The 20,529-nt window shown below is 73.3% G+C and carries 19 protein-coding genes; 5 read left to right on the top strand and 14 right to left on the bottom strand.

Annotated elements, in window-relative coordinates:
- Nucleotides 1-2: 2 nt before the first annotated feature.
- Complete coding sequence (locus BA175_RS01280) at nt 3-1,160, bottom strand: glycosyltransferase (protein WP_069169306.1); 1,158 nt, start codon at nt 1,158-1,160, stop codon at nt 3-5.
- A 125-nt stretch (nt 1,161-1,285) separates the two neighbouring features.
- Between BA175_RS01280 and BA175_RS01275 the strand changes: the two genes are divergently transcribed.
- Nucleotides 1,286-2,767: a hypothetical protein gene (locus BA175_RS01275; RefSeq protein WP_254667789.1), complete on the top strand. Its 1,482-nt coding sequence runs from the start codon at nt 1,286-1,288 to the stop codon at nt 2,765-2,767.
- Here BA175_RS01275 and BA175_RS01270 read toward each other — a convergent pair.
- The 3 genes from BA175_RS01270 to BA175_RS01260 are packed head-to-tail and all read right to left on the bottom strand — an operon-like array spanning nt 2,736 to nt 6,954.
- A complete protein-coding gene (locus tag BA175_RS01270) occupies nt 2,736-3,983 on the bottom strand; it encodes a hypothetical protein (RefSeq protein ID WP_069169304.1) in 1,248 nt (415 codons plus the stop codon). The two genes, BA175_RS01275 and BA175_RS01270, sit on opposite strands and share 32 nt — an antisense overlap.
- Complete coding sequence (locus tag BA175_RS01265; RefSeq protein ID WP_069169303.1) at nt 3,980-5,662, bottom strand: lipopolysaccharide biosynthesis protein; 1,683 nt, start codon at nt 5,660-5,662, stop codon at nt 3,980-3,982. The genes BA175_RS01270 and BA175_RS01265 overlap by 4 nt, the downstream gene beginning before the upstream one ends.
- Nucleotides 5,659-6,954 carry a glycosyltransferase gene (locus BA175_RS01260; protein ID WP_069169302.1) on the bottom strand — a complete coding sequence of 432 codons (1,296 nt, stop codon included), beginning with the start codon at nt 6,952-6,954 and terminating at the stop codon, nt 5,659-5,661. The genes BA175_RS01265 and BA175_RS01260 overlap by 4 nt, the downstream gene beginning before the upstream one ends.
- Nucleotides 6,955-7,072: 118 nt before the next feature.
- Between BA175_RS01260 and BA175_RS01255 the strand changes: the two genes are divergently transcribed.
- Nucleotides 7,073-7,522, top strand: coding sequence for an adenylyltransferase/cytidyltransferase family protein (locus tag BA175_RS01255; protein WP_069169301.1), 450 nt, complete (start codon nt 7,073-7,075; stop codon nt 7,520-7,522).
- Here BA175_RS01255 and BA175_RS01250 read toward each other — a convergent pair.
- The gene (locus BA175_RS01250; RefSeq protein ID WP_069169300.1) at nt 7,491-8,216 is read right to left on the bottom strand and encodes a CDP-alcohol phosphatidyltransferase family protein; all 726 of its coding nucleotides are present in this window, start codon (nt 8,214-8,216) and stop codon (nt 7,491-7,493) included. The two genes, BA175_RS01255 and BA175_RS01250, sit on opposite strands and share 32 nt — an antisense overlap.
- A gap of 177 nt (nt 8,217-8,393) precedes the next feature.
- Between BA175_RS01250 and BA175_RS01245 the strand changes: the two genes are divergently transcribed.
- The gene (locus BA175_RS01245; protein WP_069169299.1) at nt 8,394-8,762 is read left to right on the top strand and encodes a nuclear transport factor 2 family protein; all 369 of its coding nucleotides are present in this window, start codon (nt 8,394-8,396) and stop codon (nt 8,760-8,762) included.
- Between the two features lie 89 nt (nt 8,763-8,851).
- Here the strand turns inward: BA175_RS01245 and mnhG are convergent, their stop codons facing one another.
- The 7 genes from mnhG to BA175_RS01210 all read right to left on the bottom strand — a co-directional run bounded on the left by mnhG (nt 8,852) and on the right by BA175_RS01210 (nt 15,801).
- Complete coding sequence (gene mnhG, locus BA175_RS01240) at nt 8,852-9,310, bottom strand: monovalent cation/H(+) antiporter subunit G (protein WP_079159326.1); 459 nt, start codon at nt 9,308-9,310, stop codon at nt 8,852-8,854.
- Nucleotides 9,307-9,630, bottom strand: coding sequence for a monovalent cation/H+ antiporter complex subunit F (locus BA175_RS01235; protein ID WP_069169298.1), 324 nt, complete (start codon nt 9,628-9,630; stop codon nt 9,307-9,309). Before BA175_RS01235 ends, mnhG begins: the two co-directional genes overlap by 4 nt.
- Nucleotides 9,627-10,259 carry a Na+/H+ antiporter subunit E gene (locus tag BA175_RS01230; protein WP_069169297.1) on the bottom strand — a complete coding sequence of 211 codons (633 nt, stop codon included), beginning with the start codon at nt 10,257-10,259 and terminating at the stop codon, nt 9,627-9,629. Before BA175_RS01230 ends, BA175_RS01235 begins: the two co-directional genes overlap by 4 nt.
- Nucleotides 10,256-11,908, bottom strand: a complete 1,653-nt coding sequence (locus BA175_RS01225) for a Na+/H+ antiporter subunit D (protein WP_069169296.1) — start codon at nt 11,906-11,908, stop codon at nt 10,256-10,258. Before BA175_RS01225 ends, BA175_RS01230 begins: the two co-directional genes overlap by 4 nt.
- Nucleotides 11,905-12,498, bottom strand: coding sequence for a Na(+)/H(+) antiporter subunit C (locus tag BA175_RS01220; RefSeq protein WP_069169295.1), 594 nt, complete (start codon nt 12,496-12,498; stop codon nt 11,905-11,907). Before BA175_RS01220 ends, BA175_RS01225 begins: the two co-directional genes overlap by 4 nt.
- On the bottom strand, nt 12,495-15,398 hold the full coding sequence (locus tag BA175_RS01215) for a Na+/H+ antiporter subunit A (RefSeq protein ID WP_069169294.1): 2,904 nt from the start codon (nt 15,396-15,398) through the stop codon (nt 12,495-12,497). The genes BA175_RS01220 and BA175_RS01215 overlap by 4 nt, the downstream gene beginning before the upstream one ends.
- 169 nt (nt 15,399-15,567) lie before the next feature.
- Complete coding sequence (locus tag BA175_RS01210) at nt 15,568-15,801, bottom strand: hypothetical protein (RefSeq protein ID WP_069169293.1); 234 nt, start codon at nt 15,799-15,801, stop codon at nt 15,568-15,570.
- Between the two features lie 264 nt (nt 15,802-16,065).
- Here BA175_RS01210 and BA175_RS01205 point away from each other — a divergent pair, with 264 nt between their 5' ends.
- Together BA175_RS01205 and BA175_RS01200 are read left to right on the top strand one after the other, a co-directional pair.
- On the top strand, nt 16,066-16,887 hold the full coding sequence (locus BA175_RS01205; protein ID WP_069169292.1) for a GNAT family N-acetyltransferase: 822 nt from the start codon (nt 16,066-16,068) through the stop codon (nt 16,885-16,887).
- A 384-nt stretch (nt 16,888-17,271) separates the two neighbouring features.
- Nucleotides 17,272-17,778 carry an ATP-binding protein gene (locus tag BA175_RS01200; protein WP_069169291.1) on the top strand — a complete coding sequence of 169 codons (507 nt, stop codon included), beginning with the start codon at nt 17,272-17,274 and terminating at the stop codon, nt 17,776-17,778.
- On the opposite strand, the gene BA175_RS01195 is transcribed toward BA175_RS01200, so the two are convergent.
- A complete protein-coding gene (locus BA175_RS01195) occupies nt 17,711-19,213 on the bottom strand; it encodes an amino acid permease (RefSeq protein ID WP_069169290.1) in 1,503 nt (500 codons plus the stop codon). The genes BA175_RS01200 and BA175_RS01195 overlap by 68 nt on opposite strands.
- 220 nt (nt 19,214-19,433) lie before the next feature.
- On the bottom strand, nt 19,434-20,450 hold the full coding sequence (argF, locus tag BA175_RS01190; protein WP_069169289.1) for an ornithine carbamoyltransferase: 1,017 nt from the start codon (nt 20,448-20,450) through the stop codon (nt 19,434-19,436).
- Nucleotides 20,451-20,529 lie beyond the last annotated feature (79 nt).

Genomic DNA, 20,529 nt, shown 5'->3' with positions numbered 1-20,529 from the left:
CCTCACGCCCTCCTGCGGACCACGTCCTCGTAGGTCCGCCGGAGGGTCCGTGCGACGACCTCGATGGTGAACTGCTCGTTGACCAGGTCCCACGCGGCCTTGCCGGCCTTCTCGTTGGCCTCCGGCTCCAGGAGCTCCAGGACCGCCAGGGCGACCTTCTCCGCGTTGGCGGCGTCCTCGCCGACCCTGCTGTCGATCACGCGGCCGGCCCCGGCCTCCGCCACGTACGGGGCCAGGCCGGTAGACCGGGTGACGACGACGGGAGTGCCCACGGACATCGTCTCCAGGAGGGAGACGGCCATCGGCTCCTCGATCGAGGGAAGCACGTACACGTCGGCCCGCCGCGCGGCGGCGAGGACCTCTTCGTGCTCGAGAGGCCCCACATGGTCCAGCGACGACGTCACGCCGAGCTCCTCGGCGAGGGCGAGGGTGCGGCGCAGCGAACCGGTGTCCGGGCCCGCCAGGACGAAGCGGGCGTCGGGGTGCCGGGCCAGGACGGCGGGCATCGCGGCGACGAAGTCCTCCGGCCGCTTGCGCTCCTGGATCCGGGCGAGGAAGAGGACGGTCGGCGGCCGGCCGGGCTCACGGGCCGGCTTGCGCTCCTGCGGGCGTACGCCGTTCACCAGCCGGACGGTGTTGGTGAGGGCGACCGGTGCGGCGACCGCGTTCACGTCGACGCGCTCGGTCTCGGTCAGGTGCAGTACCGCGTCGGCGCGGCGCAGCACCGTCCGCACGCCGAGCAGGTCGGTGAGCTGGGCGACGCGCTTGCGTGTGGGGTCGACCATGCCGTGGGTCTGGACGACCAGGGGCGTACGGGTGGCGAGGGCGAGCAGTGCGGCGGGCAGGGTCACCAGGTCGCGCATCAGGTGCACGTGGACGAGGTCGGCGCCACGCATCATGCGGTGCGCGGTGCGCAGGAGGGAGCCGGAGGTGATGCCGCTGACCTCGAACACGGGCAGCAGGTGGCGGGCCTGGAACAGATGGACCGGGACGCCCTCGACCTCGCGTGGCAGTGCACCCCCGAAATCGTCACCGAGCGCCATGACGCGCGCGTCGTCGCCGTCGGCACGCTGGACCCTCGCCAGGTTCAGCGCCACCCGGGTCGGGCCGCCGAACGCGTGATCCGGAGTGTGCAGTGTGACGATGTGCAGGACCTTCACCAGGGTTCCCCTCAACCTCGGCCGACTGTTCACAGACTAGTCAACGGATCACCTCAAGTGGGCGGAATCGCTAAGGTGTTCAGGCGGCCGCCCGTCCGGTCGCGGGTCCGCGGAACGGGGAGCGCATGACGTCCGTGCACGAGACGACGCCGACGGCGAGGACCACTCCTGCGGCCGCGCCCACGTCGTGGGCGATGCTCTCGCGCGCGCTGTCGGTGCCGCTGATCCTGGGGCTGGTCTGCTTCCTGCCGGCCGTGGTCGCCGTCCAGCCGGGATCGGACGTGCGGGACACCGCGTTCTGGCTGCAGCTCGTCCTCACGTGCTATTCGGGCACCCGGCTGGCCACCATGATCCTGTCCACGCACCGTCGGCTGCTCCAAGGCGTCTTCTGGATGTTCGTGTACATCGCCATGGGCGTGGCCCCGCTGGCCCAGGTCGTGATCGGGAGGACGCCCACACCGATGGTCGGGCCGCGCTCGGACCTGGTGACAGCGGTGGCGCTGATCATCGTCGGCTGTGCCGCGTTCGACCTCGGGTCGCTGCTCGCCTCCCGGCGTCCCCTGCGCCGCGGGCGGGGCACCCGGCTCGGTCCGGCCACCGCGCACCGGGTCAGGCTGCGCCTGCTGGCCCTGGTGGCGTTCGCGGCGAGCGCGTTCTACGTCCTGAAGGTCGGCGGGCCCGCGGTCTTCTTCTCCAGCCGCCAGGAGATCAGCGCGTCGGTCGCGGTCAGCGGCGTGGCCTCACCCGAGTCCAACGTGGGCTCGGCGTTCCTGAAGGGCTTCGGAACCGTACCGGCGCTGCTCGCCCTGCTCTTCTACACCAGGCGCCTGGCCACCTCGCGACAGGCCCGGCGCTCTCCCTCGACCGTGCTGGTGTGGGTGGCGCTGCTGCTCCTCAACGCGCTCGTCAACAACCCCGTCTCCAACGCCCGTTATTGGTTCGTGACGGTCCTGGTGTCGCTGCTGTTCACCGCGTTCCCCAGCAGTGCCGCGATGTACCGCACGGTGCTCACCACCGGGGTGGTCGGGGCGCTGGTGCTGTTCCCGTACGCCGACCGCTTCCGGTACGACGACGCGGGCCGTCGGCCCGCGCAGGCGTCGTCCGTCTTCGAGCCGCTGACCACCAAGGACTACGACCAGACGGTCATGTTCGCCAACACCGTCTCCTGGGTCGACACCCAGGGACACACCTACGGCCGTCAACTGGCCGGCTCGGCGCTCTTCTTCGTGCCGCGCGCGGTGTGGAGCGGCAAGCCCAAGGACACCGGGGTCCGGGTCGGCGAGTGGATGGGGCTGAACATGACCAACCTGTCGGCCCCGCTGTGGACGGAGCTCTGGGTCGACTTCGGCGCGTCCGGCATGGCCGGCGGCCTGGCGCTGGTCGGCTACGTGGCGGCCCGTACGGACCGCAGGTACGCGCTGGCCGTCACCCGGGCGGGCCCCGGCCCCGGCAGTGTGCTGGCGGTGGCCGCGCCGCTGATCGCCGGGTACACCTTCATCCTGCTGCGCGGGCCGCTGCTCCAGGCGGCGGGGAAGCTGGCCATCGGGGCTCTGTGCCTGCTGCTGATCACGACGTTCAGGGAGCGGAAGGCAGGGCGTCGGCGGTGACGGCGTCCCCCGCCGCCGGCCGGCTCCGGCGGTGCAGCCGCGCGACCCTGGCCCAGGTGGCGGCGGCCTTGCAGAGCGAGCCGAGACACAGCCCCCAGGCCGCGCCCGGGACGCCTCCGACGGCGTATCCGGTGGCCATGAAGCCCACCGCGGTGAGGGAGAACACCACCTGGATGCTCAGGGTGGTGCGCGGGTCGAGCATCCGCAGCGCGAGGAGCCCGCAGGTGCCCGCGGCCATCGCCGCGTACTGGCTGCCGGTCGCGGGCAGCAGGGCGGCGGCGGCGGGCCAGGTGTCCCCGAGGAGTTCGCGTCCCACCCGGGCGGGCAGCAGGGCGAGCACGGTGGCCCAGAGGGCGGCGGTGGCCGCGAGGACGGCGGCGAGCAGGGCCGTCGCCCGTATGCGGCGCCGCTCCTCGCCGATGCGGCCCAGGAGCGGAGGACCGAAGGAGGTGGCGGAGGTGAAGAGGACGTTGAGCGGCCCGAACAGGGTGGTCGCCCCGCGCAGTGCGCCGACCAGGAGCGGGTTGCCCACCGCGCCGAGGCCGAGGACGGAGAGCTGGCCGGTCGCGTTGCCGACACCGAACTCCACGACGAAGCGCTGTCCGAGGTGGCCGCGCCGCAGCAGGGGACGCAGCGGCGTCGGGGCCTTCGCGGTGGAGCGGTGCAGCAGCGCGGCCGACAGCAGGAGGGCGGGCAGGGCGGAGAGGCCCCAGACAGCGATCAGCCGCGCGGGCGCGGCCCCGTACTCCTGGAGGGACAGGGCGCCCAGTACGCCCGCCAGCCGCAGGAGGTCGGAGCCGAGGGCCAGGTGGGGCCGGCGCAGGGTGGAGAAGGCGTAGCGCAGGGCGTCCTGGCCCAGCACCACCGGGAGGACCGGGCCGAGCGCCGTCAGGGCCCGTGCGGTGTCGCCGGGCAGGAACAGGCAGACGGCGGCGAGCGTCCCCCCGAGCACCGCCGAGCCGAGCACGGTGAACGCCACGGCCGAGCGGCAGGCGCTCCGGACGGCCTCGCCCTCGCCGCGTGTGAGGACCAGCGGCTGCCCGGCGTAGGCGCCGAAGACGCCGAGCAGCACGGTGAAGACGAGGTAGACGGCGGAGAAGCGGGCGAAATCGGCCACGGTGGAGAGCCGGGCGGCGGCCACGAGCACCAGGATGTTGGTGAGGGCCGCGACCCCCTGGTCCGCGACCGAGCAGAGGATCGCGGTGCGGGCTCTCACCGGCGCGTGCCCGGGGAGGTGACGGTGCGGAGACTGACGGTCTCGGTGAAGTCTCCGGTGAAATCCCGCGCGTTCGGGGCCGCGTCCCCGCTGCCCGGCCCGCTCCCGGTGCGGCGCCGGGAGGGCCTGGCCCGGCGGTCCACGCGGCCCAGCCGGCGGCGGCCGGGGTGGAGCAGGGCACCGAGCACCGACCCCCCGGAGGCGCCGATGATCTCGCGGATGCGTTCCAGGTCGCTGCGGTGGACCTCGCGGGGGTCGCAGACGATCACGACGCCCTCCACGCGGTCCACCAGGGCGACCGCGTCCGCGTAGGACAGGACCGGCGGGGCGAGGACGATGACGACGGCGCCGGGCCGGTCGGCCTCCGCGACGATCCGGCCGACGGGGGCGGAGGTCAGGGCCCGCGGCACGTTGTCCGCCTTCGCTCCCGCCACCAGGGCGAAGGCCCCGGAGCCGGGTACGTCCACGTGGGAGCGCGCGCCGGTGGGCCAGGCGCCTTCGCCGCCCTCGGCCGCCCAGCGCGGCGGCCGGACCTCGTGGGCGGCCGGCCCCAGGTCGCGGGCGAGCGAGGGGGTGCGCAGATCGGCCTCCACGAGCAGCACGTCCCGGCCCATCTCGGCGAAGGCGGCGGCCAGGTTGACGGCGGCGGCGGCCGCCGACGCGCCGTCGCCGCGCGGGGCGGTGACCAGGAGGCGGCGCCGCTCGGCGAACGAGGGGTCGTAGGCGAGCCGGAAGGCGACCGCCCGGTACTCCTCGGCGAGGCGGGATCCGCTGCGGCCGATGGCGAGCAGCGTGCCCGCCGCGGCGCGTTCACGGGGCAGGGTGCCGAGCAGCGGGGCGCCGAGTGAGCGCACGAGCTCGCGGGGGGACCGCACGGCGGGGTCGAAGACCAGCCGCACCCAGGACAGGAGCAGGCCGAGGGCGAGACCGACGACGGCGCCGAGACCGAGCAGCATGGGCAGCCCGGCGCCGGTCGGCGCGGTGGGGGCGACGGGCTTCCTGTTGAGGTAGCCGGGCGTGGTGTCGAGGGCCTTGAGCTCGGATATCTTCCGGCTCAGCTCGGAGATGGCGACGATGATGTTGGCGCGGGCGCTGCTGACGTCGTCCGTCGCGCCGGCCTGGTCCTCCAGCAGGTCGCGCTTCTCCTCCAGCGGTTTCAGCTGGGCGCGGTAGCCGTCGGCCATGTTCTCGATGCTGTCCTCGGTGCGCGCCTTGCGGTGGGCCAGGTAGGCCTCGGCGAGGGCCTCGGCGCGGGCGCGGGCCTGCTCGGGGCTGGTGCCCGTGTACGAGAAGCGCAGGGTGAGGGTGTTGGGCGGGTTGGTGACCTGGAGTCCGGCGAGGAGCTTCCGGGCGGTGACGTCGTCGCCCTCCTTGAGGAGGGTGCCGGCGGCGAGGGTGCCCACGGTGTCGCTGACGGCGGTCTGCCGTTCGGAACCGATGTTGATGCCCTTGTCGGCGGAGGCGCCGGTGGCGAACGGGTCGGCGGTGGCGGAGCGCACCTGGACCTCGCCGGTCGCCGTGTAGGTGTCCTCGCCGCTGAGCGCGAGGTAACCGCCGCCGACGAGCCCGACGACGACGCCCACGGCCAGCAGCGCCCGGTAGCGCAGCAGCTGACGGAACTGGTCCCTGAGCAGGGCCGGTTCGTCGTGGTCGTCGAGGGTGCGGATCGGATGCGTCATCGGCGTGGTCTCCCTTGTGCGTCCCTCGGTGCGCCGCCGGGTGCGTCCGGCCGCGCTTCACCGAGGGCCTCCGTGAGCAGGTCGTCGTAGCGCGCGAGGCCCGCCTCCCGGCCCAGGTGCCGGGCGACGTACCGCGGCCCGTGCGCACCCAGGGCGTCCGCCGCCGCGGGGTCCGCGGCCAGGGCGCGCACCGCGCGCAGGAGGGCGGCCGGGTCCTCCGGGGCGACGAGGACGCCGGCACCCGAGCGGCGCACCTCCTCGGCGGTGCCCCCTTCACCGGCCACGGAGGCGACGACCGGGCGGCCGGAGACGAAGTACGAGGTGAGTTTGGACGGCACGCTCATGTCGAGGACGGAGGCCCGCTGGGTCACCGCGAGGACGTCGGCGGCCGCCAGCACGTCGGTGAAGTCGGCGGTGCCGGCGGGCGGGACGAAGTCGATGTTGGGCAGGGAGCCGGCCAGTTCGCGCAGCGCCTCGCGCTGGTTGCCGTCGCCCATGAGCACGACACGGACGTCCGGGGCCAGCCGGGCGACCTCCACCAGGACGTCGAGACCCTGTTTGAGGCCCATGTTCCCGGAGTGCAGCAGCACCGGGGTGTCCTCGCGCCAGCCGAGCCGGGACCGGGTGGCGGCCCGCTCGGCCGAAGGGGGCGCCACATGAGTCCAGTTGGGCACCAGCCGGATGCGGCGGGGGTCGACGCCGAGCGCCGTGACGCCGGGCACGAAGCTCTCGTGGATGACTCCGACGAGGGCCGCGCCACGCAGCGCGTACCGCTCCGCCGCGGCGGCGACGGCCGCCGCCCTGCCCCCGCCGCGGATGCCGCTCTGCGCGGCGGCGGCGCCCATCAGGTCCTGGACGACGGGTATGTGGGGAACGCGGTGGCGGCGGGCGATACGGGCGGCCATCACGCCGCCGGCCAGGCTCGGCATCTGGGAGACCACCGCGTCGGGGCGTCCGGGCGGCGGCGCGAGCAGGCCGTGCGCGAGGACCGACACCTCGAACGCGGCGCGCCTGAGGGCACTCTGACGGCTCGGCACGTAGTGGCGGCGCCGGTACACGCTCACGCCCTCCCGCGTCTCCCGCCTGCGCCACGCGCCCCGGTAGCGCTCGTCGACGCGCCAGGCCGGATAGTGCGGCATCCCGGTCAGCACCTGGGTCCTGGCACCCGACGCGGCCCAGTGCTCGGCCAGCTGGGTGGCGTAGGGGCCGATGCCGGTCATCTCCGGGGCGTAGTTGGTGGAGACCACGAGAAGGGTGCGGTGGTCGAACGGTCTGTGCTCAGCAGCGGACATCGGACGATCGCCTTCCCCCCGGAACAGCCTCCCGGTCGAGCTTATCCGTTCACGCGATCCACAAGTGTCCTTCACAGTAAGGTCGATGGACCAGTTCCACCGTGGGGGGAGAGAACGGATGGCGCAGCACAGGGTCGGGTACGCGCCGGGGGTGTACGACCTGTTCCACGTCGGCCACCTGAACATCCTGCGGCACGCCCGCAGCCGGTGCGACTACCTGGTGGCCGGAGTCGTGTCCGACGAGATGGCCGCGCTCGCCAAGGGCCACCGCCCGGTGATCCCGCTGCCCGAGAGGCTGGAGATCGTGCGCAGCGTACGGTACGTGGACGCGGCCTTCGTGGAGACCGTTCCGGACAAGGTCGAGACATGGCAGCAGGTCCGCTTCGACGTGCTCTTCAAGGGCGACGACTGGAAGGGCACGGAGCGGGGGAAGCGCCTGGAGCGCGACTTCGCGGAGGTCGGGGTCGAAGTCGTCTACTTCCCGTACACCGTGCACACCTCCAGCACCCAGCTGCGCCGGGCACTGGACGTGCTGGTCAGCCGGCCCGGAGCGCTTTCAGCTCCCTGAACCACTTGGCCAGGAAGGCCACGAGGAACAGGGTGTGCACGGCCGCGAGCACGGCATACCCGGCCCGGAAGACGGCGGGTGCGCCGAGCAGCGGGAAGAGAAGGCAGAACACCCCGTAGTCGGCCGGCAGCAGTGCCACGGCCCGCACCCGGGACGCCGGGGCGCCGGCGGACGCCGCCGCGCCACGGGCGGCGCTCCTGCCGAGTTGCTCCCGCAGCAGCCCGGCGCAGAAGGTGAGGACCGCGACGAAGAGGAAGCCGAGGGGCAGCAGGAGCCACGCGCCGCCCGGGGGCCCGCCGAAGCGGTAGAAGGAGACCAGTACGGCGACGTGGACGAGGATCATCTTCGCGCAGTCCACGACGTGGTCGAGCCACTCCCCGTCCGGCCCGCCCCCTCCGGTCAGCCGGGCGAGCTGCCCGTCGGCCGAGTCGAGGGCGAAGCCGACGGCCAGCCCCGCGTACACGGCGGCCCCGAGCCACCAGGACGGTTCGGCCAGGGCCACACCGGCGACGGCGCCGAAGGTGAACACCGCGCTGACCGAGGTGACCTGGTTGGGCGTCAGGCCCAGCCGGAAGGCGACGGCGGCGAGCAGCCGCCCGGCCGGCCGGTTCACGAACCGCGAGTAGAGGGACACGCCCTTGGACGACTTCTGTGCGCCGCGCAACTCGCGCAGCACCGTACCCGTACTTTCCATACGCCCCCCAGCGCCCCGGCCCGATACCGCTGCATCATGACAGAACGGCGGCGGAGGACGTGGGGTACGGCCGCATTACCCGGCGGGTAATCGACGCCCCGCCCGCACCCGGACAGGCTGGTACCACCGCGGCGGAAGACCGCGGCGGTCACCGCAGCACCGGGAAGGGACACCATCGTGACTGTGCATCAGGACGCCGTCCAGCGCTACTTCGCCGCCTGGAACGCGAGCACCGACGAGGAGCGCGCGAGGGCGGTGGCCGCCGCCTTCACCGAGGACGCCACCTACACCGATCCGCTGGCCGACGTACGCGGACACGACGCGCTGATCGCGGCGATCGGCGGTGCGCGGCAGCAGTTCCCCGGCTTCGACTTCGTGGCCACCGGCACCCCGGACGCCCACCACCATCTCGTCCGCTTCACGTGGGACCTGGTCTCGCGGGCCGACGGCTCGGCGCCGGCCGCGGGTTTCGATGTGATCACCCTGGCCGAGGACGGCCGGATCAGCTCGGTCAGCGGCTTCCTGGACCGGCTGCCGGGGGCGTGAGAGCGCCGGACGGGCCCGGTGCGGGCCGTGCGGGCCGTGCGGGCCGTGCGGGCCGTGCGGGCCGTTCGGACGTGCGTGCCGGGAGCGGTTCAGCTCCGTGAAGGGCCGGGAGCCGGGCCCGGCTCCTGCCCCGGTTCCCCGCCTCCTTCCCGCCCGTCCTCCGGTCTCCGCCCGGGCTCCTGGGCCGGCCCCGCGTCCTGGATCTCGGTGAGCTGCGCGTCCAGGTCGTCGAAGAGCAGCTCGCAGCGTTCGATCTGGCCTGTGCGGTAGGCGGACCGCGCGACCAGGTGGGCGGCCACCGGGCCGGTCAGCAACTGGAAGAAGCCGATGAGGGCCAGCGTCGCCACGTCCATGCCGCCGCGCAGCCTCAGCGCGACCCCGGCCAGCACCAGCAGCAGGCCCAGCGTCTGCGGCTTGGTCGCGGCATGACTGCGCGACAGGACGTCGGGCAGCCGCAGCATGCCGACCACCCCGAGGAGACAGATCGCGGCGCCGATGAACACCAGGACCGCCCCGGCCGTGTCCGCGATCTGCTGCCACACGGTCACCGCCGCCCCTCCTCGCCGGCCGGCCCACGCCTCGGCCGGGGCCGGTCGCGCACCGCGATGAAACGGGCGATGCCCACCGACCCGGTGAAGCCGAGGAACGCCAGCACCAGCATGATCGGGAAGTAGAAGGAGTCCCGGGCGAACGCCGACTTGGTGCCGAGCCCCGCGATGATCAGGGCGGCGCACACGTCCAGGGCGATGGCCCGGTCCAGCATGGAGGGCCCGCGGGCGATCCGGACCAGCAGGAGCCCACCCGCGACGAGGATGATCACGACGGCGGCGGTCAGCAGCACGCGGTCGACGGTCTCGGGCCCGCTCACGCCTCCTCCCTCCGGTCGTCGTCCCCCTCGATCGACGGCGGTGGTCCGGACACCCTGCCGATCTCGTCCGGGGTGCCGAACGCCCGTACCGTCAGCTCCTCGAGCCGCCACACGGAGCGCCGGGCCGCGTCCAGTTCCTCCGGCCGGTCCGCGTCCAGGACGTGCAGGAAGAGCGTGGCGGTGGCCCTGCGCACCTCGACGACGGAGCCGCCCGGCACGTTGGACACGGCCACGGCGGTCGCCGCGAGCATCAGGTCGCTGCGGCAGCGCAGCGGAACGGCGATGACCGCGGGCCGGTGGGGGCGGCCGGCGAAGATCTGCCGGGTCACCTTCACTCCGGAGGTGTACATGTCGTAGAGCAGGTAGCCGCCGAACAGCAGGATGCCCCAGGGGTGCAGCCGCAGCCCGTAGTCGACCTGGGGCAGCGGGAACGCCAGGCAGACAACGACCGCGACGACCACCCCGGTGACGACGTTGGCCCAGCTCAGGGTGGACCACAGCAGGACCCAGATGAGGGTGAGCCAGGCGATCAGCGGCAGGTCGAGCACCCGGCGCCGGCGGCCGGCGAACTCGCAGCTGAACGGGGGCAGGTCGGGGTTGCGGAACGACAGGGTGATCAGGTTCCTCACCGGCCGAGCACCTCCTCCACATAGGGGCGGCGCGCGATGAGTTCGGCTGCCGATCGATCGGTGAACGCGGTCAGCGGGCCGGCCAGCACGGTGAACGCGAGGCCGAGCAGGACGGCGCCCGCCGTGGCGGCCGTCATCGCGGTGGGCGGCCGGGTCGTGGTGGTGACGACCCGCCCGTGCAGCGTGGCGACCGCGGTCGCCCCGGCCGGCTCGCGCGGCGGGGCGATCCCCTCGTCCCCCGTGCCCGGAACCCGGTCCGGTCCGCTGTCGTCGTCGTCGTCGCTGTCGTCCGGGGACTCCAGGACGGTGCCGTAGGCGGCCTGGCCGGGGGGCTCCGCGCGCCAGAACGCCAGGTTCCAGACCTTGGCCATCACGTACAGGGTGAGCAGGCTGGTCACCGTGGCGCCCGCGACGAGGATCCAGGCCCAGAGGCTGCCGTCCGCGACGCCGGCCCGCATGAGGCCCAGCTTTCCGATGAAGCCGGAGAGCGGGGGGATCCCGGCGAAGTTCATCGCCGGGACGAAGAAGAGGACGGCGAGGAGCGGGGCCGACCGGGCCAGTCCGCCGATCCGGGTGAGCTCGTTCGTACCGCCCCGGCGTTCGATGAGTCCGGCGACGAGGAAGAGGCTGGTCTGGACGGTGATGTGGTGGGCGACGTAGAAGACCGCGCCCCCGTACCCGGCGCGGGTGGCGAGGCCGATCCCGAAGACCATGTAGCCGATGTGGCTGATGAGGGTGAAGGAGAAGAGCCGCTTCAGGTCCGTCTGGGCGACCGCCCCTAGAATGCCCACGAGCATCGAGGCGAGGGCGACGGCCATGAGGAGGTCGCCCAGACGGTTGCCGGGGAAGAGCAGCGTCTCGGTACGCAGCATGCAGTAGATGCCGACCTTGGTCAGCAGGCCGGCGAAGACCGCGGTGACGGGCGCGGGCGCCGTCGGGTAGGAGTCGGGCAGCCAGGCCGCGAGGGGGAAGACGGCGGCCTTGACGGCGAAGACGGTGAGCAGCATGGCCTGGATCAGGGTCTGGACGCCGAGCGGGAGTTCGGGCAGCCGGACGGCCAGCTGGGCGAGGTTGACCGTGCCGTTGGCGGCGTACGTCATGGCGATGGCGGTCAGGAACACCATCGACGAGAACAGCGAGATGATCACGTACGTGGAGCCGGCTCTGATCCGCGGGCCGGTCCCGCCGAGGGTGAGCAGGACGAAGCTGGAGACGAGCATCATCTCGAAGCCGACGTACAGGTTGACGAGGTCGCCCGCGAGGAAGGTGAGGGACACCCCGGCGACGAGGATCAGGTAGGCCGGGTGGAAGACGGCTACGGGCGTCTCCTTGTCCCGTTCCGTCATGCCCTGGCCGAGCGAGTACACCAGGACCGAGAGGGTGACCGCCGAGGAGACGGTGAGCATCAGCCCGGAGAGCCGGTCGGCGACCAGGGTGATCCCGAGCGGCGGGGCGTAGTCGCCGAGGTGGACGGAGAGGGGCCCCTGCCGGTCGGCGGCGATCATCAGGGTGACCGAGAGGCCGAGAACGGCGGCGAGGACGACGACGCTGATGACGCGCTGGAAACGTGCGAGCCGGGTTCCGAAGGCGAGGCTCAGCCCGGTGGCGCTGAGCGGCAGCAGCACGGGCAGCGGTACGAGCGCGTTCATCCGGCGGCTCCTCGGGGGTCGTCCTCGTGGTTCACGTAGTCCTCCGGATCGGCTCCCAGCACGTCGTGCCACAGGTTGCCGCCCGCGTCCCGGCCGCGCGCCTGCAGGGCGCGGTCGGCACGCAGGCGTGCGTGCAGCCGGCGGCGCTCCGCCCGGTAGCGGGCGCGCGCCTCGCGCGTGCGGCCGGACTCCGACCGGTACTCCTCGCGCAGTTCGGCCCGCTCCCCCAGGACTTCGGCGCGCAGGAAGATGCGCCGGTCCTCCAGATCGTCGTGGACCTCGTCCGTACCGGTGAGCTGGTGGCTGCGGTAGGCCATGGCGAGCAGGAACGCGGTGGTGGCGAGGGTGATGACGATGGCGGTGAGGGCGATGGCCTGGGGCAGCGGATCGGTCATCCGGCGCAGCGGCGCCCCGTAGAGCAGCGGCGCCACGCCCGCCGAACCGGTCGACGCGAGCACGAGCAGGTTGATGCCGTTGCCGGCGACCACCGCTCCGAGCAGGATGCGGGTGAGGGGGCGGGTGAGCATGAGTATGCCGCCCACGGCGCAGAGCACCACGGCGGTGGCGAGGAGTGAGACGCTCATGGTCATCGGCGGGCGTCCCCCGCCCCGGTGCCGGCCGAGGGGGCGAGCGCGCCCGCCGCCCGTTCGATCTGCCGGTCCACCTTGGCGCCCAGGGCCCGCACGATGTCCAGGACCACGCCGAGGACCAGCAGGTAGACCCCGCAGTCGAAGAGCACCGCGGTGCTCAGGTGGTAGTCGCCCAGCACGGGCAGGTGTCCGTGGTAGGTCCAGGCGTGCAGCACCGTCCCCTCGGCGAGGCCGGCCAGGGCCACCCCGGTGGACAGGAACAGTCCGAAGCCGGTGAAGAGTCCGGGCTGCAGGGGCGCCGCTTCGGCGAGCTCGAACCGGCCGCCGGCCAGGTAGCGGGTGATGAGCCCGAGTCCGGCGACGAGTCCGGCGACGAAGCCGCCGCCGGGCACGTTCTCCGCGCAGAACAGGAGGTACAGGGAGAGCACCAGGATCGGATGGAAGAGCAGCCGGGCCACCACCTCGAAGACGACGGACCGGTGTTCGGGGGCGAGGGTGGAGCCGGCGGCCAGCCAGCTGCGCTCGGGGGCGGTGTCGTCGCCCTGCGGCAGTCCGGTCAGCCGGTGGCCGGACAGGGCCCACGCCGTCTCCCCCGTCAGTTCCTCCCGGTTCATGGAGGCCTCGCCGCGGCGGTGCAGGTAGATGAGGCTGGTCACGCCGATCGCCGCGGCGGCCAGGACGGCGGACTCCCCCATCGTGTCCCAGGCCCGCAGGTCGACGAGGATCGTGGCCACCACGTCCTTGACGCCGTGGTGGGAGACCTCCTCGATCATCGCCGCGCCGGCCGGGTCGGCCACGCGTGCGGCTCCCGCCACCCACACGGCCACGCCGACGGTCGCAGCGGCGGCCAGGGCCACCGGAATCCGCAGCGTCCGGCGCCAGCCGCCGAGCGGTTCCTCGAAGCGCACCGGCAGGCGGCGCAGGACGAGGACGAACACGATCATCGACACGGTCTCCACGCAGAACTGCGTGAGCGCCAGGTCGGGGGCGCCCTGGACGACGAAGAGGAGTGCGGCCCCGTAGCCGGTCAGCCCGGCCAGCACCACGGCCTTCATCCGGCGCCCGGCGATCAGACAGCAGAGCGCGGCCGCGCACGTCAGCACGGCCACCGCCCCCTGGAGTGGCACGTCCCAGATCCGGGGGGCGACCGCTCCCTCCCAGGGGCGGTCGGTGAGGAGGACCGCCAGCTGCCCGGCCAGCATCACCATCAGGGTGATCGCCAGGTAGCCGGAGAGGGAGCCGCGCTGGACGAAGCCGGTGATCTGCAGGGCGATCCGTTCCAGACCGAGCAGGAGGTGACCGAAGACGCTGTCGGCGGTGGGCCAGGCGAGGCGCCGGGAGACCCGGGTGACGGTGGCCCGTCCCGCGAAGAGCGCGGCACCGCCGGCCCAGGCGACGGCGGACAGCAGCAGGGCGCTCCCGAAGCCGTGCCAGAGCGCCAGGTGGTAGGGGTGGGCGGAGGCAGGGAAGGAGTCGGCGTACGCGGCGAGCAGCCGGTCCGTCCAGCCGACACCGGGGCCCAGCACCAGTCCGGCCACGGCGAGCAGCGCGGGCGGTGCCAGGAAGGCGGCGCCGACGGGGTGGACCGCGGTGTCCGCGACCCCGGGCTTGCGGGCGAAGGCGCCCCACACGAAGCGGGCGGTGTAGGCGACGGTCAGCAACGAGCCCAGGACGGTGACGGCCAGCAGCCAGCGGTCGAGGGTGCCGCCGCGCAGCAACGCGTCGAAGGCCGCCTCCTTCGCGGCGAATCCGAGGAAGGGCGGCAGGGCGGCCATGGACGCGGCGGCGAGCACGGCGACCGCGCGGACGTACGGCAGTGCCGGGCCGACTCCGGAGAGCCTGCGCAGGTCGCGGGTGCCGGCCGCGTGGTCCACGATGCCGATGACGAGGAACAGCGCGGCCTTGAAGAGGGCGTGGGCCAGGATCAGCACGGCGGCCGCGAGCGCCGCGTCCCGGTTGCCCGCCCCGGCGAGCACGACGAGGAAGCCGAGCTGGCTGACGGTGCCGTAGGCGAGGACGAGTTTCAGGTCGTTGAGGCGCAGGGCGCGCCAGCCGCCGAGGAGCATGGTCGCGCCGCCCAGCACGAGGACGACCGGCCGCCAGAGGGGTACGTCGGCGAAGCCGGGGGCGAGCCGCGCGACCAGGTAGACGCCGGCCTTGACCATGGCCGCGGCGTGCAGATAGGCGCTGACGGGCGTGGGGGCGGCCATGGCGTTCGGCAGCCAGAGGCTGAAAGGCCAGATCGCGGACTTCGAGAGCGCCCCGCACAGGACGAGGGCGACGGCCACGGACACGGCGAGCGTCGGCTCCGGCGGGTCGGCGACGATCGCGGAGATGCGGTAGGTGCCCGCCGCCTGACCGATGATCAGGAAGCCGACGAGCATGGCGAGGCCGCCGAGCGTGGTGACGGTGAGGGCCTGGAGGGCGGAGCGGCGGTTCTGTTTGCGCTCGCTGGCGTGGCCGATCAGCAGGTAGGAGAAGACGGTGGTCAGTTCCCAGAACACGTAGAGCGAGATCAGGTCGTCCGCGAGGACCAGGGCGAGCATGGCACCGGCGAAGGCCAGCAGATTCCCGGCGAAGGAGGCCAGTTGCGGGGAGTCGTCGGTGAAGTACGAGGCGCAGTACAGCAGGACGAGCGTGCCCACGCCCGCGGCGAGCAGGACCATCAGTTCGGCGAGCGCGTCCAGGCGGAGGGCGAGCGCTACGTCGTACGTACCGATCCACTCCCACGACCAGGTGACCGGGTGTCCGGAGGCCGCGTCCGTCCACCGGGTGGCCGCCCAGACGGTGGCCGCCGCAGGGGGCAGGGCGAGCACGACGAAGGCGTACCTGCCGAGCCGGCGCACCAGCGGGACCGCGCACGCCGCCAGGGCGAAGTGGCAGACGATGAGCGCGATCACGACGAGAGGTCCGGAACGAAGGGCACCGAATACAGATATATCGCCCTGCCCGGTTCACCCGTCCGGCGCGCCGCGCGGCGCGCGGCCCGGTGATCCGGGTGCGCGCCGGCCGTGGTCGTCCCTCGCCCCGCTGTCGTCACAGAACGGCGTCTGCCCGGTCGGCCGCCGGTCACACGGCGGAACGCCGACCGCCTTCCCCGGCCGCCGTCCCCCGGTCGTCCTCCCTCGCCCGCAGGGCCCGTCCGGAGGTCAGGGGCAGATGCGCCGGGACGTCGGGGACCTCGTCGGGCATGGGCGGCACCTCTCGGGCCGGGTGCGGACAGCAGTGCACGTCGTCACGGATCGTGATGCCCTCGCCCTCGCGCGACATCTCCGCGCCGTGCGCGCCCGGTTCTCCGGTCACCGCCGCCCCCTTCCCGCCGGTACTGGGCAGTGTGCGCCCCCTTCAGGTTCGCCCCACGGCACACCGGCCGCTACCGGTACGACACCGGCGCTCCCGGCAGTCCGACGGCAGACGTGCGTGCGGGAGCGCGCCTCGCACACGCCCACGTCCGGCCGGCTTCCCGCTCCGCAGGGTGACTCGTGTCCCGGCGCCCGAGTCACGCAGCCCGGCCGGCCGGGTGGAAACCCCGATGACCGGCCGCCCCAGGACCCGGCAGTATGAGGCATGCCCTGGACCTTCACCGATGACGTCGACGCCTTCCTCGACTCGGCCGGCGCGTCACTGGCCGCCCGGCCCGCCGAGAACACGCTGGTCCTCACCGTCACAGCGACCCTGCGCGACAGCGGCCCGTACGCCTACGGCGACGCCCCGCCGGTGCTGGGCTGGTGGCGCGGGAAGGACGGCGAGGTGGCGGGGACGCTGGTGCGGACGCCGCCCCGTCTGCCGCTCCTGGGGACGGTCGCCCCGGAAGCCCTCGGCCCGCTGGCCGAGGTGTTCCCGCTGCCCGGCGTCGACGCGGACCGCGCCACCGCGCAGGCCCTCGCTGCCCGCTGGCCCCGCCACCGGGTCGACGAGGAGCTGCGCCTGTACCGGCTGGGCGCATCGGTGCCGCCCTCCCCCGCACCCGGCGGCCGGCCGCGCACCGCCACCACTGCCGACCGGACGCTGCTCGTCCAGTGGCTGCTGGCCTTCGGCGAGGAGACCGGCCGGCCGGGCGACCGGGCCGGGCGGATCGTCGACGACCGGATCGCGTATGGCGGGCTGACGCTCTGGGAGGACGGGGGCGTCCCGGTGTCCATGGCGGGCGTCTCGCCCCGGATCGCCGGCACCGTGCGGGTGTCGACGGTCTACACCCCGCCGGAACACCGCGGCCACGGGTACGCGGCGGCGGTGACGGCGGAGGTCAGCCGGGCGGCACGCGGGGCGGGCGTCCGGGAGGTGCTGCTCTTCACCGACCTCGCCGACCCGACCAGCAACGGCGTCTACCGGCGCATCGGCTGCGCGCCGGTCTCCGACCGGCTGCTGATCACCGCGGAGCCCGCGTGACGGCCGGGCCCGGGGAGCCCTCCGGCGGAGCAGAGGTATCCGGCCGCCGCAGCGGGGGGCGCCGGGCTCCGGCGTCCGGTGGGGGTCGTACGCCGGGGGGCGGGGCCAGGGTGCGGTGGGCGGCGCGCCCCCCGGTCGCCGTGGAGGCAGTGATCCCCAGGCGTCCGTACGCGGCGGTCGTCGGGGCTGCCCGGTCAGCGATCCGTGCGGTGACTGTGGCGAAAGTCCCTTTCGTACTGGTCGCCCGCCCCTAGGTCCGGCACGGCGCCCTTCGTATGGTTGAACGCAGGAAGTCTCGGAACAGAACCCCTGAAGCAGCCGTCCCGGGCAAGCAGCCCCCAGGCACCGGGACGCACGCCCCTGGATCAGGAGTCCCGTCACCGGATGTCTCGTACCCGAACGGAATTCGCCTTGCCGTCCGACGCCCCCGCACCCGCGCCCCGGCCCGCCTCCTGGCGCGTCGCCCTGCCGCACTCAACGGCCGCCGTGCCGATCGCCCGTGCCCTGGTCCGTGCGGTGCTGGCGGACATCCGGGCGGTCGCGGACAGGGACACCGCCGAACTGCTCACCGCGGAGCTGGTCGCGAACGCCGTGGAGCACACCGACGGCTCGCGCCCCATCGAAATCGTGGTCGAGCTGCTGGCGACCGGCTGCCAGGTCGAGGTCCACGACCACGACCCGGGCCCGCCGGGCGACCTGTCGGCGCTCCGGCCGGGCAGCACGCCGGACCTCTGGCAGGAGCACGGCCGGGGCCTGCTCCTGATCCGCACGCTCAGCTCCGCCTGCGGTCACCGCGCCACGGAGCACGGCAAGGCCGTCTGGTTCACTCTGCCGGCGGCGCCGACGGCTCCGGTTCCCCCGACGGCTCCGACGGGCCGGTCCGGGGACTGACGAGGCGCGAGCGGCTGCGCCCGTATCCCGCGTACAGCAGGGCGCCGGCCGCCAGGAAGACCAGGAACTGCAGCCAGGTCGTCCAGCCCGTCCCGTACATCAGGTACAGGCAGAAGCCGACGCCCAGGACCGGGCTCAGCGGGTAGAGCGGCACCCGGAAGGAGCGCTTCAGCCCGGGTTCGCGGCGGCGCAGCGCGATCACCGCGATGTTCACCACCGCCATGGTGGCGAGCGTGCCGATGGTCGTCAGGTTCACCACGACGCCCAGGGACGCGAACGCGGCCGGGACCGCGAAGACGGCCGCCACGATCCACGTGTTGGCGACGGGTGTGTGGGTGCGGGGCGAGACCCGCTCGAAGACCCTGGGGACGAGTCCGTCGCGCGACATCGACATGAGGATGCGGGTCTGGCCGTACATCACCGCGAGCACGACGGACGCGATGGCGACGACCGCCCCGAAGGCGATGATGCCGCCACCGACGGCCGAGCCGGTGACCTGGTCGACCAGCAGCGAGAGTGCGGCGGGCTTGTCGGAGACGGCGTCCGGACCCAGGGCGCCGATGGCCCCGAGGGCGACCGCGCAGTAGAGCAGGGTGACGAGACCGAGGCAGATCATGATCGCGATCGGGATGTTGCGCCGGGGGTTCTTGACCTCCTCGCCCGCGGTGGTGATGGCGTCGAACCCGATGTAGGAGAAGAACGCCACCGACGCGCCGGCGGTGACCCCGGCCACACCCTGGGAGGCGAACGGGGAGAGGTGCCCGTCCTGGAACGCGGTGAAGGCGATCACACAGAAGGCGATGAGGATGCCGATCTTCAGGACGGCCATCGCCGCCGTCGCGCCCGCACTCTCCCGGATGCCGCGTACCAGCAGGGTGGCGGCCATAGCGATCACGACGACCGCCGGGAGATTGATCACGCCGCCGTCTGCGGGCCCGGCGGAGAGGGCGTCGGGGAGGCGCAGGCCGACGAGGCTGTCCAGCAGTTGGTTGACGTACTGGCTCCAGCCCACGGCGACGGCCGAGACCGAGACTCCGTACTCCAGGAGCAGACACCACCCGACGAGGAACGCGACGCGCTCCCCGAGGGTCGCGTAGGCGAAGGAGTAGGAGCTGCCGGAGACGGGGATGGCCCCGCCGAGTTCGGCGAAGGAGAAGGCGGTGAAGACGCACGTGACCGCGGCGAGGACGAAGGAGACGACCACGGCGGGACCGGCCTCGGCGACGCTGTCGGACAGGCCGACGAAGATCCCCGTGCCGACGATGGCCCCGACCCCGAAGCACACGAGCTGGAACAGGCCCATGGTGCGGCGCAGGCCGTGGCCCTCCAGGTCGGCTCCGGACTCGGCGAGCAGTACGGCGGGGCTCTTGATGCGCGCGCCCTCGCGGCGCGAGGGGCTCGCGGGACCCGGCGGGATGTGGGGGGCCGTACTCATGGCGGGCGTTCTCATCTCCGGTGGGGCAGGGGTGGGGCAGGGCGGTGCAAGGGGGAGCGGGTGCGCGGCGTACGGAACGGTGGGGGTTCCGGCCCGCACCGGGCGGGACAGCGGCCGGGGGCGGGACCACGAAAAGGGGGTTCGAGCGTGCGAGCCCGAACCCCACCAAGTGGCCCCATCGTAGCCACTACCGCGCATGTTCACCCCATTGGGTGCATTCTCATGCGATGTGCCCGCCGTCGGCGAGTGTCGCCACGAGGACGGCCTTGATCGTGTGCATCCGGTTCTCCGCCTCGTCGAAGACGACGGAGTGCGCCGACTCGAAGACCTCGTCGCTGACCTCGAGCTCCGTCAGGCCGTGCCGGGCGTGGATGTCCAGGCCCACCTTCGTGCCGAGGTCGTGGTAGGCGGGGAGGCAGTGCATGAACTTCACGTCGGCGTTGCCGGTGGCGCGCAGCACGTCCATGGTCACGGCGTAGGGCGCGAGCGCGGTGATGCGCTCGTCCCAGACCTCCTTGGGCTCCCCCATGGAGACCCAGACGTCGGTGGCGACGAAGTCGGCCCCCCGGACGCCCTCGGAGACGTCCTCGGTGAGCGTGATGCGCGCTCCGCTGGACTCGGCGAGCTTGTGGGCACGGTCCACCACGGCCTGGGCCGGCCAGTAGGAGGCGGGGGCGACGATCCGGACGTCCAGGCCGAGCAGTGCGCCGGTGACCAGGTAGGAGTTGCCCATGTTGAAGCGGGCGTCGCCGAGGTAGGCGAGGGCGGTCTCCCGCAGCGGCTTCTCGCTGTGCTCGGTCATGGTGAGTACGTCGGCGAGCATCTGGGTGGGGTGCCAGTCGTCGGTGAGCCCGTTGAAGACAGGGACACCGGCGTACTCGGCGAGCTCCTCGACGGCCTGCTGGCTGTCGCCCCGGTACTCGATGCCGTCGAACATCCGGCCGAGCACCCGGGCGGTGTCCTTCACCGACTCCTTGTGCCCCATCTGGGAGCCCGAGGGATCGAGGTACGTCGTCGAGGCACCCTGGTCCGCGGCGGCCACCTCGAAGGCGCAGCGGGTACGGGTCGAGGTCTTCTCGAAGATCAGCGCGATGTTCTTGCCGGTGAGCCGCCGCGTCTCGGTGCCGGCCTTCTTGGCGGCCTTGAGCTCGGCGGACAGGGCGATCAGGCCGATGAACTCCTCGGCCGTGAAATCCAGCTCCTTGAGGAAGTGGCGGCCTGCGAGGTCTAGGGCCATGGTGCTTCTCCTGGGTCGGACCGCGGGCGGGCGGCGGGCGTGGACCCGTGCCGCTCCGCTCGGGCGCCGCACGGTTCCG

Origin of the sequence: Streptomyces griseus, from assembly GCF_001715295.1 — a bacterium.
Lineage (GTDB): Bacteria > Actinomycetota > Actinomycetes > Streptomycetales > Streptomycetaceae > Streptomyces > Streptomyces griseus_G.
The sequence above is the reverse complement of the archived record's forward strand: the minus strand, read 5'-3'. Positions and strand labels throughout refer to the sequence as shown.

What these genes read in the sequence shown, in the direction of transcription:
- BA175_RS01265 (WP_069169303.1), bottom strand. Translation starts at nt 5,662, where the DNA reads ATGACGCATCCGATCCGCACCCTCGACGACCACGACGAACCGGCCCTG.
- BA175_RS01205 (WP_069169292.1), top strand. Translation starts at nt 16,066, where the DNA reads ATGCCCTGGACCTTCACCGATGACGTCGACGCCTTCCTCGACTCGGCC.
- BA175_RS01220 (WP_069169295.1), bottom strand. Translation starts at nt 12,498, where the DNA reads ATGACCATGAGCGTCTCACTCCTCGCCACCGCCGTGGTGCTCTGCGCC.
- BA175_RS01250 (WP_069169300.1), bottom strand. Translation starts at nt 8,216, where the DNA reads ATGGAAAGTACGGGTACGGTGCTGCGCGAGTTGCGCGGCGCACAGAAG.
- BA175_RS01225 (WP_069169296.1), bottom strand. Translation starts at nt 11,908, where the DNA reads ATGAACGCGCTCGTACCGCTGCCCGTGCTGCTGCCGCTCAGCGCCACC.
- BA175_RS01275 (WP_254667789.1), top strand. Translation starts at nt 1,286, where the DNA reads ATGACGTCCGTGCACGAGACGACGCCGACGGCGAGGACCACTCCTGCG.
- argF (WP_069169289.1), bottom strand. Translation starts at nt 20,450, where the DNA reads ATGGCCCTAGACCTCGCAGGCCGCCACTTCCTCAAGGAGCTGGATTTC.
- BA175_RS01195 (WP_069169290.1), bottom strand. Translation starts at nt 19,213, where the DNA reads ATGAGTACGGCCCCCCACATCCCGCCGGGTCCCGCGAGCCCCTCGCGC.
- BA175_RS01255 (WP_069169301.1), top strand. Translation starts at nt 7,073, where the DNA reads ATGGCGCAGCACAGGGTCGGGTACGCGCCGGGGGTGTACGACCTGTTC.
- BA175_RS01260 (WP_069169302.1), bottom strand. Translation starts at nt 6,954, where the DNA reads ATGTCCGCTGCTGAGCACAGACCGTTCGACCACCGCACCCTTCTCGTG.
- BA175_RS01200 (WP_069169291.1), top strand. Translation starts at nt 17,272, where the DNA reads ATGTCTCGTACCCGAACGGAATTCGCCTTGCCGTCCGACGCCCCCGCA.